Annotated in this window: 16 protein-coding genes and 1 pseudogene; 13 read left to right on the top strand and 4 right to left on the bottom strand. The window is 72.3% G+C overall.

Features of this window, described 5'->3' with window-relative positions:
* The first annotated feature begins 102 nt into the window (after positions 1-102).
* Together ACFV6E_RS12275 and ACFV6E_RS12280 are read left to right on the top strand one after the other, a co-directional pair.
* Positions 103-1,143 carry an AAA family ATPase gene (locus ACFV6E_RS12275; RefSeq protein ID WP_385460951.1) on the top strand — a complete coding sequence of 347 codons (1,041 nt, stop codon included), beginning with the start codon at positions 103-105 and terminating at the stop codon, positions 1,141-1,143.
* Positions 1,140-1,724 carry a guanylate kinase gene (locus ACFV6E_RS12280; protein WP_385460954.1) on the top strand — a complete coding sequence of 195 codons (585 nt, stop codon included), beginning with the start codon at positions 1,140-1,142 and terminating at the stop codon, positions 1,722-1,724. Before ACFV6E_RS12275 ends, ACFV6E_RS12280 begins: the two co-directional genes overlap by 4 nt.
* A gap of 33 nt (positions 1,725-1,757) precedes the next feature.
* Here the strand turns inward: ACFV6E_RS12280 and ACFV6E_RS12285 are convergent, their stop codons facing one another.
* Positions 1,758-2,606: a DUF1932 domain-containing protein gene (locus ACFV6E_RS12285; protein ID WP_385460957.1), complete on the bottom strand. Its 849-nt coding sequence runs from the start codon at positions 2,604-2,606 to the stop codon at positions 1,758-1,760.
* Positions 2,606-3,271, bottom strand: coding sequence for an HAD family hydrolase (locus ACFV6E_RS12290; protein ID WP_385460960.1), 666 nt, complete (start codon positions 3,269-3,271; stop codon positions 2,606-2,608). The genes ACFV6E_RS12285 and ACFV6E_RS12290 overlap by 1 nt, the downstream gene beginning before the upstream one ends.
* Positions 3,272-3,490: 219 nt before the next feature.
* Between ACFV6E_RS12290 and ACFV6E_RS12295 the strand changes: the two genes are divergently transcribed.
* The 4 genes and pseudogenes from ACFV6E_RS12295 to ACFV6E_RS12310 all read left to right on the top strand — a co-directional run bounded on the left by ACFV6E_RS12295 (position 3,491) and on the right by ACFV6E_RS12310 (position 6,846).
* Positions 3,491-4,327, top strand: a complete 837-nt coding sequence (locus ACFV6E_RS12295) for a MerR family transcriptional regulator (RefSeq protein WP_385460963.1) — start codon at positions 3,491-3,493, stop codon at positions 4,325-4,327.
* Positions 4,328-4,329: 2 nt separating this feature from the next.
* A pseudogene (locus tag ACFV6E_RS12300) lies at positions 4,330-4,665 on the top strand (glycosyltransferase); the annotation flags it as partial.
* 244 nt (positions 4,666-4,909) lie between these two features.
* Positions 4,910-5,857 carry an aldo/keto reductase gene (locus ACFV6E_RS12305; protein ID WP_385163163.1) on the top strand — a complete coding sequence of 316 codons (948 nt, stop codon included), beginning with the start codon at positions 4,910-4,912 and terminating at the stop codon, positions 5,855-5,857.
* 152 nt (positions 5,858-6,009) lie between these two features.
* A complete protein-coding gene (locus ACFV6E_RS12310; RefSeq protein WP_385163165.1) occupies positions 6,010-6,846 on the top strand; it encodes an oxidoreductase in 837 nt (278 codons plus the stop codon).
* Positions 6,847-7,082: 236 nt separating this feature from the next.
* Here the strand turns inward: ACFV6E_RS12310 and ACFV6E_RS12315 are convergent, their stop codons facing one another.
* On the bottom strand, positions 7,083-8,177 hold the full coding sequence (locus ACFV6E_RS12315; protein ID WP_385460966.1) for a pyridoxal-phosphate dependent enzyme: 1,095 nt from the start codon (positions 8,175-8,177) through the stop codon (positions 7,083-7,085).
* Positions 8,178-8,186: 9 nt separating this feature from the next.
* Positions 8,187-9,392, bottom strand: a complete 1,206-nt coding sequence (locus ACFV6E_RS12320; RefSeq protein ID WP_385460969.1) for a serpin family protein — start codon at positions 9,390-9,392, stop codon at positions 8,187-8,189.
* Positions 9,393-9,486: 94 nt separating this feature from the next.
* Here ACFV6E_RS12320 and ACFV6E_RS12325 point away from each other — a divergent pair, with 94 nt between their 5' ends.
* From ACFV6E_RS12325 to ACFV6E_RS12355, 7 genes are all read left to right on the top strand, one after another.
* Entirely contained in the window at positions 9,487-10,800 is a 1,314-nt protein-coding gene (locus ACFV6E_RS12325) for a DUF4190 domain-containing protein (RefSeq protein WP_385460972.1), read from the top strand.
* Between the two features lie 148 nt (positions 10,801-10,948).
* On the top strand, positions 10,949-11,701 hold the full coding sequence (locus ACFV6E_RS12330) for a GntR family transcriptional regulator (protein ID WP_385163173.1): 753 nt from the start codon (positions 10,949-10,951) through the stop codon (positions 11,699-11,701).
* Positions 11,702-12,159: 458 nt separating this feature from the next.
* Entirely contained in the window at positions 12,160-12,342 is a 183-nt protein-coding gene (locus ACFV6E_RS12335) for an SPOR domain-containing protein (protein WP_385163175.1), read from the top strand.
* A 138-nt stretch (positions 12,343-12,480) separates the two neighbouring features.
* Entirely contained in the window at positions 12,481-12,609 is a 129-nt protein-coding gene (locus ACFV6E_RS12340; RefSeq protein WP_385163177.1) for a hypothetical protein, read from the top strand.
* Positions 12,606-13,010: an NUDIX domain-containing protein gene (locus ACFV6E_RS12345; protein ID WP_385163179.1), complete on the top strand. Its 405-nt coding sequence runs from the start codon at positions 12,606-12,608 to the stop codon at positions 13,008-13,010. Before ACFV6E_RS12340 ends, ACFV6E_RS12345 begins: the two co-directional genes overlap by 4 nt.
* 213 nt (positions 13,011-13,223) lie before the next feature.
* Positions 13,224-13,631, top strand: coding sequence for an ATP-binding protein (locus ACFV6E_RS12350; protein ID WP_385163262.1), 408 nt, complete (start codon positions 13,224-13,226; stop codon positions 13,629-13,631).
* Between the two features lie 328 nt (positions 13,632-13,959).
* The gene (locus ACFV6E_RS12355) at positions 13,960-16,584 is read left to right on the top strand and encodes a SpoIIE family protein phosphatase (protein WP_385163181.1); all 2,625 of its coding nucleotides are present in this window, start codon (positions 13,960-13,962) and stop codon (positions 16,582-16,584) included.
* Positions 16,585-17,017 lie beyond the last annotated feature (433 nt).

A 17,017-nucleotide genomic window follows, 5' to 3' on the forward strand; every position in this document is an offset into this window, starting at 1 on the left:
AGTATCACGAGCCGTTTCGGTTGCTCTTCATCGGGGAGTGACCTGTCTTTTCAACTTCCGCTTACACACGAGCTCATGGGCGGCAGACTTAGCCTTTGGATCATGACCACAGGGGAGCAGGCGGTAAGAGACGTGGGCAGAAACCGTCCCGGGTGGCGGCCCGAGAAGCTCAAGGAGCAGCGAGAGGCGCACGGCCTGACGCTCGAAGGCGCGGGCGAGCGGCTGCGTGAGGTCGCCGCTGCCGCCGGACTCGCCGTGCCCGCGGCCAACTTCCAGACGCTGTGGCAGCACGAGCAGGGGGAGGTGTATCCCGGTCCGCACTACCGTCGGGCCTACTGTCTGCTCTACCGCGCCACCGAACCGGACCTCGGGTTTCGCACCCCGCTTCCCGGCGAGGCGACACGGCTGTCGTTCACCGAGTCGGACGAGCCGCACAACGGGGCACATGTGCTGGCCGTCGAGCGTGCGCTGCAACAGCTCGCGCCCGGGACGGACGAGGCCGACGGCCCCGGGCTCCAGCAGCGGATCCTCGATGCCTGGAAGCGTCGGCACACCGGCGGTGATCCGAACCGGCCGACGCTGATGATGGTCGGAGGCTATGCGGGCAGCGGTAAATCGGAGTTCGCGCGCTTCGTCTCCCGGCTCACCGGCTGGCCCGTGCTCGACAAGGACCCGATCACCCGGCCGCTCGTGGAGCGCCTCCTCGTCGAGATGGGCAGCGAGCCCAACGACCGGCACACCGACCTGTACCGGGAGAAGGTCCGCCCGCTGGAATACCAGTGCTTGCTGGAGACCGCGTACGCGAACGTCGACTGTGCGATCAGCACCGTGCTGACGGCGCCCTTCCTGTCCGAGGCCACCGACCCGGGCTGGATGCGCCGCCTGATCAACCGGTGCGAAGCACGCGGAGTCACCGTCGCCGTGGTGTGGATGCTGTGCGACATCGACACCATGCACGAGTACATCGGCTTCCGGTCCGCCGCCCGGGACAGCTGGAAGCTCCAGAACTGGGACGCGTACGCTGCCGTCATCGACGTTGACCTGCGACCCGTCGTACCGCACATGGTCGTCGACAACCGCCTGGGTGCCGCCATATCGCTCACGGACCAGGTACGCCAGGTCTTCGGAGCGGTGGTCCGGTGACGGCCGGCCTGCCGGACCGACCCCCGCGCGGCATCCTGATGTACGGTCCACCGGCCTCGGGCAAGGACACGGTCACCGCCGCTCTCACCGAACTCGATCCGCGCTACGTCCCGTTCACCCGACTCAAGATCGGGAAAGGCCGGACGGCGGGTTACCGGATGAGCACTCCCGCGCAGCTGGCCGGTCTGGAGGCGGCCGGAGACGTCGTCTACCGCAATGACCGGTACGGCAACATCTATGTCGTCGACCGGCCCGGCCTGGAGCAGGCGATGGACGGTGGCCGGGTCCCCGTCGTCCACCTCGGTCAGATGGCCGGCGTGGAGCAGGTCACGGCTCGCTTTCCGGCGCACTGGACGCGCATCCTGCTGTGGTGTTCGAGGGAGACCACCGCCCGGCGCTCACCTTTGCGTGGCGACACCGACACCGAGGATCGGCTGCACGCCTGGGACGCCACACGAGTCGATCTCGCGGCTCATCCGTACGCTCGGTGGGAGCTGCGCGTGGACACGGACGGGACAGCGCCTCGCGAAGCGGCGAAGCGGATCGACACCGTCGTGTGTGCCTCGCCGCCTTCCGCCTGAGCACAGGGCGCGACGACCGCGGTACGGGCCCGCTCACCGTTGGCCGTCCGGCGCTCGCTCTCCCCGCAAGGCGGACAGGGCTTCCGTGACGTCCAGCGGCGCGTCCTTGTCGCCGTCCCACCGGGCCAGCGTCTCGACGGCCGCGCGCGTGACGGAGTCCGGCAGCCCGGCTTCGGCCAGCAGGACCGAGGCATCGGCCAGTTCCGGGCCCCAGCGCCAGGCGCGGGCAGCCGTCTTCGGGATGTAGTCGGTCTCCACGAGGTAACTGCGACTGCGTCCGGCCGCGATCTCCAGCAGTTCCCCGGCCACCCCGTGCGTGTCGGCAGCCGCGTACGCCACTGCGGCCAGGACCCGGGAGACCTTCTGATAGCTGGAGTACGCGAGCTTGAGCGCCGAGGCCTTGCCGATGTCCGTACCGAGGAAGCGTGTTCGTACGTCGGTGCCCGCGAAGAGTTCCTCGGCCTCGGTCGCGGGCCGGGCCGGCCCCGACAGGTACAGCGTCGGGAACTTGCCGCCCACCGGCGGCGAACCGACCACGGCGGCGTCGAGCACGACGCTGTCCTGGAGGCGTTCGGCGATACGGTGCGTCCGCGACGGAGCGATGGCGTTCGCCTCGATGTACGTCCTGTCGTCGAAGCCATGCTCCGCCACCTGCCCGGCGACGTCCTCCGCCGCGTCCGGGGGGCACAGGGACAGCAGGAGGTCCGCTCGGGCGAGCAGAGCGGGCAGCGCGGCAGCCTCGAGGCCCGCCTGCGTGGCGCGCTGGAAGGAGGAATCGCTCCGGTCCTTCGGACACCAGAGCACGGTGTGTCCCCGGGCCACCAGTTGGGCACCGAACGCGGCACCCATGCTGCCGGGGTGCATCAGTCCTACCGTGGCCATCAGGCGGTACGTCCTGAGATGCCGTCCGTGAGAAGCAACTCGACGGCGCTGCGGGTGCGCTCGACGCTGTGGTCGGGTGCGGGCAGATCGGCCGGCCAGCGGGCACCGCCCGCGATCCAGACGGTGCCGAGTCCCGCGGCGCGCCCGCCGCCGATGTCATTGACCGGGTTGTCACCGATCATCCAGCCGTTCGAGGCCGGCATCACGCCGCAGCGCTCGGCGGCCAGGGCGAAGTGCCGTGGGTCCGGCTTGCGTACACCGGCTTCTTCGGAGATGCATATGCCGTGCACGCGGGCACGGATGCCGGTGGACCGAAGCTTGGCCGTCTGGATGTCCGTGGCGCCATTGGTGGCGACTCCGACACGCCAGCCCCGTGCCCGTAGTTCGGCCAGGCCGTCGAGTACGTCGGGCGGGCACGACACCATGGCCGCCATGCCGGCGCGGTAGGACTGCCACAGGTCATCCGCCGTGTCCGCCAGCCGGTACCGGGTGCGGATCTGCTCGAAGCTCGACGGATAGGCACGTTCACCGAGCAGCCCCATCAGATCCTGTTCCGCGTCGGCGCCCAGACGTCGGCGCGCGGCGAAATCCGCGATCCAGGCGGCGAGCGTGTCCCGCCGGTCCACGAGCGTGTTGTCGAGGTCGAAGAGTACGAGGCGCTGCATACCGCGCACCTTAACGGTCCCGTTCACTCGCCACCGTGCTCCGAGCTGATGGCGCCGACCGAGCCGCCGCCCCCGGTTGACCCTCCCCGTGCGTCAGGCTTCAAGCCGGCGCCGACGGAACGCAGCCGTCAGGAACGCAGCCGTCAGGAGCGGAACCGTCAGGAGCGGAACCGCCAGGAACGGTACGGAGAACGGGACGAAAGAGGAGGTGGATGAGGGATGAGCCACGCCGCAGGGGCGACCCGGTCCGTTGGCCAGGTCTCGGCGTTCGCCGGGGTGACGGTCCGTACGCTGCACCACTACGACAAGGCGGGACTGCTCTCCCCCAGCGGCCGCAGCAACGCCGGTTACCGGCTCTACGACGACGCCGACCTGGCCCGGCTCCAGCAGATCCTCTTCTACCGGGAACTCGGCTTCACCCTCGACGAGATCGCCGCGATCCTGAAGGACCCGCAGGCGAACGCCGTGGAGCAGTTGCGGGCCCGGCAGCGGCGGCTGAGCGAGGAGATCGCCCGGCTGCAACGGCTGGCCGAGGTCGCGGAACGGGCCATCGAGGTGCAGCAGACCGGGGTGTCCCTGACGCCCGGGGAACGCTTCGAGGTGTTCGGCGAGATCACCTTCGACTTGAGCTACGCCACGGAGGCGGAGCTGAGGTGGGCGGACTCGGCGGGGCAGCGGGAGTCGATGGCACGCGCAGCCGCGCACACCAAGGACGACTGGCGGCAGCTCATGGGCGAGGCCGCGGCCTGGCGCGGGGAACTGCTCGCCGCCTTCGACGAGGGGGAACCGTACGACGGCGAGCGGGTCATGGACCTCGCCGAGGAACACCGCCTGCACGTCTCGCGCTGGTTCACCTCCTGCCCGCCCGGCATGCACCGGCGCATCGCGGACGACTTCGCCGCCGACGCACGCGCCTTCGCCCTGGTCGTACCGCCGTCGCAGCAGCGCCCGGGACTGGCCGCGTACCTGCGCAGAGCGGTACACGCCAACGCGACCCGACGCACGGACGGCCCGACGAACGCAGCCGACCACCCCAACACCCAGGAAGCCCGATGACGGACGTACCGCACGAGCTGCTGTTTCCAAGGGTGGCCGCGGTGGTCCATCACGCCGGGGCCGGTACGTCGGCCGCCGCGTTGCGCGCCGGGGTGCCCTCGGTCGCCGTGCCCGTCACCGCCGACCAGCCGTTCTGGGCCGGACGGCTGGCCGCCCTCGGCGCCGCCACCGCCCCGATACCCTTCCGGTCCCTCACCGCGGAACGGCTCGCCGACGCATTCGATGTCGTCGTCAAGCGGCAGGCGTACGCGCGAGCCGCCGCGATCGCCGCGCAGCACATGGCGACCGAGGACGGCGCGGGCCGCACCCTCAAGGCGGTCGAGCGGCTGATCACCTGACCCCGTCCGGGCAGGCGACCAGGCGAACAGACGGCCGGGCAGGCGACCAGGCGAACAGACGGCCGGGCAGGCGACCAGGCGAACAGACGGCCGGGCAGGCGACCAAGCACAGGTCCGACATCCACGCCCGTACGGCCTTGCCCTCGCGTGCACTTCAACTGCCAGCATCACCAGCGCATGCAGCCCCGCAGTGAAGCCCCGCAGTGAAGCCCCGCAGTGAAGCCCCTCAGTAAAGGACCGAGTCGTGCCCGAAGTGAAGTTCGCGCTGGGAATCATGAAATTCGGCACCACGCTGGACGCCGCCACGTCGATGGACCTGCTCGACCGGTTCGTGGACGCGGGCGGGACGATGCTGGACACGGCCGACTGCTACGCCTTCTGGGACGATCCGAGCGGTCGCGGCGGCAAGAGCGAGGAGGTGCTCGGGCGCTGGCTGGCCCGCAGTCCGGGCCGGCGCGACCAGGTGTACATCAGCACCAAGGTGGGCGCCGAACCGGTCGGCCCCGGCGACTGGCCGGCCAACCGCCAGGGACTGTCGGCACCCGCGATCAGATCGGCCGCCGAGGGCAGCCTGCGCCGCATCGGCACCGACCGGATCGACCTGTACTGGGCCCACATGGAGGACCGTTCGGTGCCGCTGGAGGAGTCCGCGGAGGCGTTCGGCGCGCTGGCCGCCGACGGCACCGTGGGGCGGCTCGGCTGCTCCAACCACCCGGTGTGGCGGGTGGAGCGGTCCCGGCGGACCGCCCAGGAGAACGGCTGGACCGGATACACCGCGCTCCAGCTCCGCCACTCCTACCTCCAGCCCCGGCCGGGTGTGCCGGTGCCCGGCGAGGACCACCGGTTCGGCTGGGTCACCGAGGAGGTCACCGACTACGTCGACAGCCATCCGGACCTCTCCCTGTGGGTCTACACCGCGCTGCTCTACGGCTTCTACGACAACCCCGCCCGCGAACTGCCCGAGGCGTACGACCATCCGGGCACCACCCGGCGCCTCGCGGCCCTGACCAAGGTGGCCGCGGAGCTCGGTGTGAGCCGCGGTCAGGTCGTCCTCGCATGGCTGATCGGCGGGCAGCCGGCCATCACCCCGATCGTCGGGGTCAGCACCCCGCGGCAGCTCGACGAGGCCCTGGCCGGTGCCCGCCTCGCCCTCCCCGCCGAACACCGCCGCCTCCTGGACGAAACCGTCTGACCACCGCCGCAATCGTCCGACCGCCGACGGCGGCTCGGCCGACCAGTTATGCCGGCGCGCTCGATAAGCGGTGGACGTGCGGTGCGACTTGAGACAAGGGTGGAGCCGCGGCGCACGTGGACGGCACGGCGCGCGGGCGGAGGGGGAAGATCATGAGCAGGGTATGGCTGGTCACCGGTGCCAGCAGCGGGCTCGGGCGGGCGATCGCCGAGGCGGCGCTCGGTGCCGGGGACACGGTCGTCGGTGCCGCGCGGAGGGCGGAGGCACTGGACGACCTGGTCGCCGCCCACCCCGGCAGGGCGGAGGCACTGGCGCTCGACGTCACGGACGTGGCCGCGGCCGAGGCGGTGGTCGCGGACGTCGTGGCGCGGCACGGGCGGATCGACGTCCTGGTCAACAGCGCCGGGCGGACGCATGTCGGGGCACTGGAGGAGACCAGCGACGACGAGCTGCGCTCCCTCTTCGACGTGCACGTCTTCGGCCCCGCCGCGCTGGTGCGGGCCGCGCTGCCGCACATGCGCGCACGCCGCTCCGGCGCCGTCGTGCAGCTCAGCAGCATGGGCGGGCAGATGTCCTTCGCGGGCTTCGCGGCGTACAGCGGTACGAAGTTCGCGCTGGAGGGGATGTCCGAGGCGCTCGCCGACGAGGTCAGGGAGTTCGGGATCAAGGTGCTGATCGTCGAGCCGGGCGCCTTCCGCACCTCGCTGATGGACACCGGGCGGGCCGGGATCAGCGACGAGATATCCGCGTACGACGCGACGGTGGGCGCCACCCGCCGGATGGTGCGGAGCAGCGACGGGGCCCAGCCCGGCGACCCGGCGAAGGCGGCGGCCGTGATCCTGGCCGCGCTGGACTCCGAGCGCACCCCGCTGCGGCTGCCGCTCGGCGACGACGGCGTGACGGCGGTCCTGGCCCACCTCGACCAGGTGCGCGCGGACATCACGGCGTGGGAGAAGGACACCCGGGCGACGGACTTCGACGACGCCTGAGCGCACGGCGCGGCACGGGGCGGCCCGGCACAGGGCGGCGCGATACGGGGTGGCCCGGCACACGGGTCGCCCCCGCGCCGCCACCACCGCCACCCCCGCGATCACCGCATCACCGCGATCACCGCCACCGCCCCGGCGGGCGCGGGTTCCCGTACCCCCGGTCACGTCCCCGGCATCCCCAGTCACGCCCCCGCATCCCCGGCCGCGCTCTCCCTCCCTCACCCCCGGCCGCCCCCTCACCCCCGAGCGAGCCCCGTCCCGCACAGAGGCACCACCGCCGTGCGTTCGCCGAGGGCGCCCTCGCGGACGGCCGCCCAGGCGGCCGCGCCGGTCGGTTCGACGTACAGGCCCTGTGAGGCCAGGTCGCGCTGGGCGTGGCGGATCCGGTCGTCCGTGACGGTCAGGAAGGTGCCGCCCGTCGCGCGGACGGCGCGCAGGATCTGCCGGGCCCGGGCCGGGCGGGGGATCGCGATGCCCTCGGCCGAGGTGGGGGCGGCGGGGGCCGTGCCGGTCAGGTCGTCCGCGCCCGCGGCCCAGGCGTCGGCCAGCGGCGCCACCGCGGCGGACTGCACCGCGTACAGGGCGGGCCGCCGGCCGATCAGCCCGGCCGCGTGCAGTTCGCCGATCGCGAGGGCGGCGCCCAGGAGCAGGGTGCCGTTGCCGACGGGCAGGACCAGGACGTCCGGGAGCCGCCCGCCGAGGTCCTCCCAGATCTCGTACACGTGCGTCTTGGTGCCGTGCAGGAAGTACGGGTTGAAGACGTGCGAGGCGTAGAAGGTGTCCGGGGTGTCCGCCGCCTCGCGGGCCGTCGCGGCCGCGGCCTCCCGGTCGCCGTCCACCACCTCGACGCGGGCCCCGTGCGCGCCGATCTGCTCCAGCTTCCCGGCCGGGGTGCCGGTGGGGACGTACACCGTGCAGGGCAGGGCGGCCCGGGCGCAGTACGCGGCGACGGCCGTGCCCGCGTTGCCGCTGCTGTCGGCGATCACCTGGCGGGGGCCGAGACGCAGGGCCAGTTCGGTGAGGAGGACGGCGCCGCGGTCCTTGAAGGACAGGGTCGGGGTGAGGAAGTCGAGTTTGGCGAAGACGCCCTCGCGCAGCTCCACCAGCGGGGTGCGGCCCTCGCCGAGCGTCACCGTCGGGGCGGCCAGGGGCAGGCACTCCGCGTACCGCCAGAGCGAATTGACCCGTCCGGAAAGGGATTTGAGGTTCGCGGGCGTCGGAGAGAAGTCGAGATCGAGCGGGCCGCCGCAGGCCGGGCAGCGCCAGGCGAGCGAGCCGGCCGGGACGCGCGTGCCGTCGACGGGACAGAAACGGTCCGGCAAGGGTGTCATACGCGCAGGTTAGAGGTGTATGTCCGGATAGCCCTCGCGGAACGGCTGCGGGTCGGTGACCCAGCCGGCCGCGAGCACCAGACGTGAGGTGCGGTGCAGGGCCAGGAAGCCGAAGGGCCGGTCGAAGGTCGCGCGGACCTCGGTGGTCGGATGACGCAGCAGCGGTACGCCGGTGGCGACGGCCGTGATCGCGGTCACCACGGCGGCGCGGAAGCCCAGTGCGCCGAACGCCGCGACCGCGGACTGCCGGGCCGCCCCGATGCCCGGCGAGTGGGCGCTGATCCCGGGGAACTGTCCCGCGCCGGGGTCGTGCAACGCGGCGGTCAGCCCGAACACCCGGTGGGCCGCCAGCAGATCGTGCTCGGCCGTCAGGTCGTAGGCCACCGTCGTGACGTCGAGCGTCGGGGGATCGGGGGTGGCGCTGTGTTCCCGGACGACCTCGAGGCCGGGCCCCGGGGAGCCGTACGGGAGCCGGGTGCCCGGCAGGACCTGGTGCCCGCCGGCCAGCACGTCCAGGCCCGCGCACAGGACCTGCGCCGGTGCCATCCGCTCCTCGCCGAGCAGCAGATGGACGTCGGTGCCCTGGTCGCCGAGCACCTTCAGCTCGGTGACGGTGCCCTCGGGCGTGTCCGCCACGCCGACACGGTCGAGCAGGGTGCTCCTGCGGTACAGGCCGAGCAGTTCGCGGCCCCGCCACGGGCCCGTCTCCGGCATGAGCGGGTGCTCGTGGAACGGGCGCAGCCAGCGCGTGCGCAGGGCGAGGGCCCCGGCCAGGACCAGTTCGGTGTCGTCGGTCAGCGCGGCCGGCATCCGCCGGATCAGCCCGTCCGTGCGCTCCGCCGCCCACGCGTCCAGCGCCGCCCGGTCGGCCCGCAGGTCCCCGGTGAGCACCCCGTGCGTGCCGGCCGCGAGCCCGGCGACCCACTCCGCGCGCAGGGGAAGGTCGCGATGCGTCCACAGGCCGAGGGCCGTGTCGACGCCGCGCAACTCGTTCATGGCGGCCATCAACTGCCGTGCCGCGGCGGCCGGTTCGCCGGACGGCAGGCCCACCGCGTCCAGCAGGTCCCGCCGGAGCGTGCCCTGCGCCGCGGTCGCGAGGAACGCCAGCAGCGGCCAGACACCGGCCGCCGAGAAGACGGTCGGACCGGACACCGTCCGCGCCCACCGCGAGGTCAGACCGCTCACGGCCCGGACCGTCGCATCCGGTATCCGCATACCGCCCCCGTCCGCACCCCGCTTACGATGCGCCCAAACGTACGACAGTCGTACGTTCGTCGCGCAGACATTTCGGTTGAGGAGCACGGTACTCGTGTCCATACCCCCGCCCACCGGACCCGAGCAGCCGCAGGGTCCGCAGCAGCCGCCCCACCCGCAGGCGGCGCCGGACCAGCAGCCGCCGTACCCACAGGCTCCCCACCAGCAGCCGTACGCGCAAGGCCCGTACCCGCAGGGCGCCTACGCGCAGGACCCGTACCAGCAGCAGCCCTACCCGCAGCAGCCCTACCCGCAGGGCCCGTACCCGCAGCAGCCGTACCAGGTCTGGAACCAGGGCTACTCGCCGTACAACCGCCCCGCCCCGACGAACGGCCTCGCGGTCACCGCGCTCGTCCTCGGCATCCTCTGCTTCCTGCCCGCCGTCGGGGCGATCCTCGGGATCATCGCGCTGACGCAGATCAAGAAGCGCGGCGAGCAGGGCAAGGGCTTCGCGATCGGCGGCATCGTGATGTCGTCGATCGGTGTCCTGCTGTGGGTGCTGGCCCTGACGACGGGCGGCGCCTCCGACTTCTGGGAGGGCTTCAGCGAGGCGGCGGACGACGCGGGCGGCGTCACCTTCACCGTCGACAAGGGGGAGTGCTTCAACACGCCGGGCGGCTCGCTGGAGGGCCTGGCCTACGACGTCGACAAGGTGGCGTGCGACGGCGAGCACGACGCCGAGGTGTTCGCCAGCTTCACCCTGCCGAGCGGGTCCTACCCCGGCTACGACGAGGTGACGGAGACGGCCGACACCAAGTGCTACGCGCTCCAGGACCAGTACGCCATGGACTCCTGGGCGCTCCCGGCGGACGTGGACGTCTACTACTTCACGCCCACCCGGCAGAGCTGGGGCCTCGGCGACCGCGAGATCACCTGCATGTTCGGGAACACCGACGAGACGGCGTCCCTCACCGGTTCGCTGCGCAATGACGAGACCACGCTCGACGAGGACCAGCTCGCCTATCTGGAAGCCGCGCACGTGCTGAACGTGGCGCTGGACTCGGCCCCCGAGGAGCCGTACGTCGAGGACGACCTGCCGGGCCACAAGGAGTGGGCGACCCGGGTGTCGGACGCGCTCACCGAGCAGGCGGGCCTGCTGCGCGACCACACCTTCGGCTCCGACGCCTCGGGCGCCGTGGACGACATCGTCAAGGACCTGGAGGCGGGCCAGAAGGAGTGGGCGAAGGCCGCGAAGGCGACCGACGCGGACACCTTCTACGCCCACTACGACAAGGGTGCGGGGTACATCGACGCCACCCGGACGGTCACCGCACGCAAGGCTCTGGGCCTCGCCACGACGCCTCCGACGTACGAGGAGGGCGGCAGCGGCGAGGGCGACGGAGGAGACGGCGGCGAGCTGGAGGTGTGATCGTCGCCTATAGCGGGGAGAAAGTGCCTGCGTAAAGCCCTTCGCCGGTACAAGTCATCACATCGAGTGATTCTCTGGCCTTTGCTTGCATGGCGCAACATACGGTTGCCAGGCTGTTGCTGTCTGTACAGCCTGATGGGAGCGGCCAGTGACATTCGGTGAGCAGCCGGCGTATCTGCGTGTCGCGGGTGATCTCCGCAAGAAGATCGTGGACGGTTCGCTGCCACCGCACACCCGCCTCCCCTCCCAGGCCCGCATCCGCGAGGAGTACGGAGTCTCGGACACCGTCGCCCTGGAAGCGCGCAAGGTGCTGATGGCCGAAGGGCTGGTCGAGGGCCGCTCCGGCTCCGGCACGTATGTACGGGAGCGGCCGGTGCCGCGCCGCGTCGCCCGCTCCGGCTACCGCCCCGACAGCGGCGCCACCCCGTTCCGCCAGGAGCAGGCCGACGCCTCGGCGCGCGGCACCTGGGAGTCCAAGAGCGAGCAGACCGAGGCCGGCAGCGCGATCGCCGAGCGGCTCGGCATCCGGCCCGGCGACCGCGTGATGCGCACGAAGTACGTGTTCCGGGACGCGGGCGAGCCGATGATGCTCTCCACGTCCTGGGAGCCGCTCGCCCTGACCGGCCGCACGCCCGTCATGCTCCCCGAGGAGGGCCCGCTCGGCGGTATGGGCGTCGTCGAGCGCATGGCCGCCATCGACGTGGTCGTGGACAACGTGACGGAGGAGGTCGGGGCCCGCCCCGGCCTCGCCGAGGAACTGCTCGCGCTGGGCGGGGTGCCGGGCCATGTCGTCCTGGTCGTCCAGCGGACGTACTTCGCGTCGGGGCGCCCGGTCGAGACGGCGGACGTGGTCGTCCCGGCGGACCGGTACCGGGTGGCGTACCACTTGCCGGTGAAGTGACCGCCGGGGCGGAGCGGCGACCGCCGGTGAAGTGACCGCCGGAGCGGAGCGGCGACCGCCGGTGAAGTGACCGCCGCCGCGCGCGCCCGCGGGGTCCCGGTCGCCGTCGGCAGACCCCAGAAGTCGTCCGCCGCCCCGTCGAGCGCGGGACGATTCGCCGTCCGTTGAACCGGTCCGGCCTGCGGCGCGGTGGAATCTGGCCTTTCTTGCGGGCCCCCGCGGGCCCCGCCTTCCGCGCCGTTCGCGCACTGCGCGCCGGATACCCTGCGCTACCCGGCGCTCACTCCCTGCCGTGCGCCGTTGGGTTGCCCCCTTTCCTCATGGCTTATTGCGTATCTCTTTGTGTGGACCCGTATTCGCTGAGTGAAGGTAAGGCGTACGCTCGGGCATATGCGGATTGCGGTTTCCTTGGAGGGCGGGGCGCGACCCGAGCCGAGGGCGGGCAGAGGAGGGGCGCGATGAACGACGGCACGATGACTCTCCCCTGGCTCGTCATACGGCAGGACGACAACGGCAATCGCTACCGAGTCGGCAGGTACGCGACGAGGGCCGAGGCCCAGAAGATCGCGGACAGCCTCGACAGCCGGGAGCACAAGCAGCTCTACTGGGTCGAGCGCATCAGCCAGAGCGGGACCCTCTGATCCGGTGAGCCGGCGCCCGAACCGGAATCTCCCGGGCGCCGCCGGCCAGGACGAGCGGACCGGCCGTCGGGCCTCTTCTTCCACCGTGGCGGCGAGCCGGTGCGGGCCGAGGGGGCCCCCGATCCGTTCCGGCAGGGCATGCGCCGTATCGTCTGGGCCACCACCACCGAGGAGAGCAAGTGGCTCGACGAGACGATCGCCGCCCTGGAGAGCAGGGGGACCCGGAAGAGCCAGGGGAGCCGGAAGGTCCGAGATCCCGGGAAGTGACGGGCCGCCTGATCGACACGGTGGCCTGGGTGCGGATCGAGGACGGCCGGATCCTCTGCGCGCGGCCGCGCGGCAAGGACGTCTTCTACATCCCCGGCGGCAAGCGTGAAGGCGCGGAGAACGATCTCGGGACACTGCTGCGCGAGATCAAGGAGGAGCTGACCGTGCTCCTCGACGCGGCGACGGCGGTCCACGTGGGCACGTACGAGGCCGGGGTGCCCGGGCTGCCGCCCGGCACCGTGGTGCGTATGAGCTGCTACACCGCGGACTACGCGGGGACACTCGCGCCGAGCAGCGAGATCGAGGAGACGGCCTGGTTCTCGTACGCGGACCGGCCGCTGGTGCCGCCGGTCGACCAGCTGCTGTTCGACGATCTCCGGGCGGCCGGGCAGTTGCTCTGACCCGCGTTCCTCTCCCGCGCGGCCGGCGGATCGTCCATGGCGGCGTACGGCTCCGGTCCGTGGGGCGTACGGGGCGCATCGGGTGCCAGTGACCGGCGCCCTTGTACGCCGTTCGTGCCAGAGTGCCCCCATGGGTGCGGTAAGCCGCCATGGATATCGGGTATGTGCCCATTAACCCCATGAAAACGGACATGTGTGGGTCTGGCCTGGGAAGTGATCGGCGTGCTCGACACCGAAGGCGAATGCGCCGAGTGGACGTTCCCGGCGGATCCGGGCGCCGTGCGCACCGCACGTGCCTGCGTCCGCGGCCAACTGCGCACCTGGGGTCTCGACATCCTCGGCGACGTCGCCGCCCTGCTGGTCAGCGAGTTGGTGACCAACTCCCTGCGGCATGCCGAAGGCCCCATCGGCGTACGGCTCGTGCGGCCCGCCGGGATGCCGGACGCCCTGGTGGTCGAGGTCTCCGACCCGCTGCCCGAGCTGCCCCGGGAGCGGGTCGCGCACGCGGACGAGGAGAGCGGCCGGGGCCTTCAACTGCTCTCCGGCTCCTCGCGGCGCTGGGGAGCGCGGCCCGACGCGTGCGGGAAAACGGTCTGGTTCGAACTGGCGGTTCCGGGGTGAACCGGCGGGCCGGACGTGGCGCGAGGGGCTCGCGGCCCACCGGCATGGCCGCCCCGCGGGGCGGGCACCCGGCCGGTACGCACGGGTGCACCGGGGTGAACAGGGGCGGAAGAGATCGATTCCAGCCAGTGGTACGGTCCGCAGCTTTTGGTTCGAGCGCGCCTCACCTGGTTAGAAGACTGGGAGTATGTGCCGGCAGGTCCTAAAACCATCGGGACCGTGCTGTGATCGTGAACACCGTGTCGTGCGGCGCCGTAGTGCTGGATACTGCGGGCAGCCGCCTCCGGTGACCGGTGCCGGACGCGGTGAGCTGGAGGGGACGGTTCGCGTGAGCGAGATACCAGCGAGGGCCACGGAGTCCGATGACCCGTCGGACGGCGAGAGGGCCGACGCCACGGGGGACGACGCGCCCCGCGGGCCCGCGGAGACCGCACTGACGGCGGAGTCCGCGGGTGACACGATGTGGCAGAGCAGCCCGCCCGGCTCGATGTACGACTACATCAAGGTCGCCTCGTTCTCCGTCGGCCCCGACGGGCTCGTCGATCAGTGGAGCTCGCGCGCGGAGCGGCTCTTCGGCATCAGCGCCGAGCGTGCCGTCGGCACGGACCCCATCGAGGCGTTCGTCGCCGCGGACCGGCGCGAGCGCGGGCACCGCAAGATGGCCGAGATCCTCGACGGCCGCGAGTGGACCGGCGTGGTCCCCTTCCGGGTGCCGCCCGCCGACGAGGGCGGCGAGGGGGTGAGCGGGCTCGCCGAGGTCTATGTGATGCCCACCACGACCGAGCAGGGCGAGCGGTCCGCCGTCTGCATCGTCGTGGACGTCCGCACCCTGCGCCGGATCGAGACGGACCTCGCCGCCTCGCAGGCGATTTTCGGTCAATCTCCGTTCGCCTTCCTGCTCATCGACACCGACCTGCGGATTCGCCGGGCCAACCAGCGCTTCGCCTCGGTGTTCGGCGGCAAGGTCGACGACCACCGCGGCCACAGCGTCCACGACTACCTGCCGCGCTCGGAGGCCGAGCGGGTCGCCGCGACCCTGCGCCGGGTCCTCGAAACCGGCAACTCCATCACGGAGATGCACGTCACCGGCCAGGTCCCGGGCTCCGACGAACGCCGGCACTGGTCCATCAACCTCTACCGCGTGCACAGCGGCACGGGCCGGCCCATAGGCATCGCCTGGCTGGGCACCGACATCACCGGCCGCCGCGCCGCCGCCCGCGAGGCCGCCGCCGCACGGCGCAATCTCGCCCTCCTGAACGAGGCCGGCGCCCGCATCGGCAACTCGCTCGACCTGGAGACCACCGCACGCGAACTCCTCGACGTCGTCGTCCCCGGCTTCTGCGACCTCGCCACCGTCGACCTCTACCAGGGGCTCCTGGCGGGCGACGAGGCCCCGCCGGGACTGGCCGACGGCAGCGCCGAACTCCGCCGCGTCGCCTTCTCCAGTGCCGTCTCCGACGCGCCCTTCAACGGCGGCCCCGCGCCCGTCGCGGTCGGCGCCGTCCACCACTACCCGTTCAACTCGCCGTGCGCTGACGCCCTGCGCACCGGCCGGCCGCAGCCCGTGCCGGCCGAGGAGGGCAGCCTGATACAGTCCACGCTCGCCGTGCCGATGGTCGCGCACGACACGGTCGTGGGCCTGGTGCAGTTCGCCCGCGCCAAGGGCAGCGAGCCGTTCGGCGAACGCGACCGCGGCCTGGCGGTGGAGCTCGCGGCCCGTGCCGCCGTCTGCATCGACAACGCCCGGCTCTACCGGCGCGAGCACCAGCGGGCGCTGATCCTCCAGCGGTCCCTGCTGCCGCCCGGCGACCCCGAGGCGTCCGGCCTCGACATCGCCTGCCGCTACCTCCCGGGCAACGCGGCCACCGAGGTCGGCGGCGACTGGTTCGACGTCATCGAACTGCCGGGCCACCGCACCGCGCTGGTCGTCGGCGACGTCATGGGCCGCGGGCTGCGCGCCGCCGTCGCGATGGGCGAACTGCGCACCGCCGTCCGCACCCTGGCCCTGCTCGACCTCGAACCGGCCGAGGTCCTCTCGGCGCTCGACGAGATCGCCCGCGGGCTCGGCACCCCCGGGGGCGTCCAGCAGGCCACCCGCACGGCCCGCCAGCCCCGCGACGCCGACCTCTCCGAGGTCTACCTCGCCACCTGCGTGTACGCGGTCTACGACTCCGTCACCCGCCGGTGCACCTTCGCCAACGCGGGCCATCTGCCGCCGGTCCTGGTCGAGCCGGGCGAGACCGCGCTGATGCTCGACGTACCGCCGGGCATGCCGCTCGGCGTCGGCGGCGAACCGTTCGAGGAGGTGGAGGTCGAACTGCCGGAGGGAGCACTCCTCGCGCTCTACACGGACGGACTCGTCGAATCGCGCGACCACCCGCTGGACGAGGGGCTGCACGCGTTCGTCGGTGCCCTGACCGACCCCTCCGCACCCCTGGAGGACGTCTGCGACCACGTCCTGAGCACCCTGAACACCCGGCACGGCGAGGACGACATCGCCCTGCTGCTGGCACGTGTACAGGGGCTGCCCGCCGAGTCCGTCGGCGACTGGACGCTGCCGCGGGAGCCGCGCAGCGTGGGCCGCGCCCGGGAGTACGCGCGCGGCCAGCTCCTCTCGTGGGACCTGGAACCGCTGGTGGACACGGCGGAGCTGCTGGTCAGCGAGCTGGTGACGAACGCGCTCAGGTACGGCGAGGGCGAGATACGGCTGCGGCTGCTGCTCGACCGGACGCTGGTGTGCGAGGTCTGGGACGCGGGTCTGGTGCAGCCGCGTCGCCGCCGGGCCCGCGACACGGACGAGGGCGGCCGGGGGCTCCAGCTCGTCGGCCTGCTCTCCGCGGCGTGGGGCTCCCGGCGTACGCCGCGCGGCAAGACGGTGTGGTTCGAACTCCCGCTCCCCGACGGCGGTACGGCGCTCACGGACCCGGCGGAGGCTCTGCTCAGCCTGTTCTGACCCGAGCGCCGGGGACCGGATCCGGCCAAGATCGCAACCGGAGCCCCGGCAGCCGTCGTCCCCTGTGGCGACACCGGCCACAGGGGCGGGGGCGAGCCGCGAGGGGGATCCGGGAGTGGAACGGACGGAACGGGTGCCGGAGAACGGCGCAGTACCGGCGGACGCGGAGGACGTGACACCGGAGCCGACGCCGGCACCTGATCCGGAGCCGGCAGCGGAGCCCAAGACCGAGTCGGTGCCGGAAGCCGGGCGGGGGTCGGCGGTGGAGTCTGCGGTGGTGCCGGAGGACAAGTCGGTGCCGGCGGCGGAGCCCAAGACCGAGTCGGTGCCGGAAGCCGGGCGGGGGTCGGCGGTGGAGTCTGCGGTGGTGCCGGAGGACAAGTCGGTGCCGGCAAGCAAGTCGGAGTCGGCGGCGGGGGCCAGGTCGGAGTCG

It is taken from the genome of Streptomyces sp. NPDC059785, from assembly GCF_042732375.1.
Lineage (GTDB): Bacteria > Actinomycetota > Actinomycetes > Streptomycetales > Streptomycetaceae > Streptomyces.

Coding starts and splice junctions, on each gene's coding strand:
- ACFV6E_RS12275 (WP_385460951.1), top strand. CDS start 103: ATGACCACAGGGGAGCAGGCGGTAAGAGACGTGGGCAGAAACCGTCCC.
- ACFV6E_RS12285 (WP_385460957.1), bottom strand. CDS start 2,606: ATGGCCACGGTAGGACTGATGCACCCCGGCAGCATGGGTGCCGCGTTC.
- ACFV6E_RS12290 (WP_385460960.1), bottom strand. CDS start 3,271: ATGCAGCGCCTCGTACTCTTCGACCTCGACAACACGCTCGTGGACCGG.
- ACFV6E_RS12295 (WP_385460963.1), top strand. CDS start 3,491: ATGAGCCACGCCGCAGGGGCGACCCGGTCCGTTGGCCAGGTCTCGGCG.
- ACFV6E_RS12310 (WP_385163165.1), top strand. CDS start 6,010: ATGAGCAGGGTATGGCTGGTCACCGGTGCCAGCAGCGGGCTCGGGCGG.
- ACFV6E_RS12315 (WP_385460966.1), bottom strand. CDS start 8,177: ATGACACCCTTGCCGGACCGTTTCTGTCCCGTCGACGGCACGCGCGTC.
- ACFV6E_RS12320 (WP_385460969.1), bottom strand. CDS start 9,392: ATGCGGATACCGGATGCGACGGTCCGGGCCGTGAGCGGTCTGACCTCG.
- ACFV6E_RS12335 (WP_385163175.1), top strand. CDS start 12,160: ATGAACGACGGCACGATGACTCTCCCCTGGCTCGTCATACGGCAGGAC.
- ACFV6E_RS12340 (WP_385163177.1), top strand. CDS start 12,481: ATGCGCCGTATCGTCTGGGCCACCACCACCGAGGAGAGCAAGTGGCTC.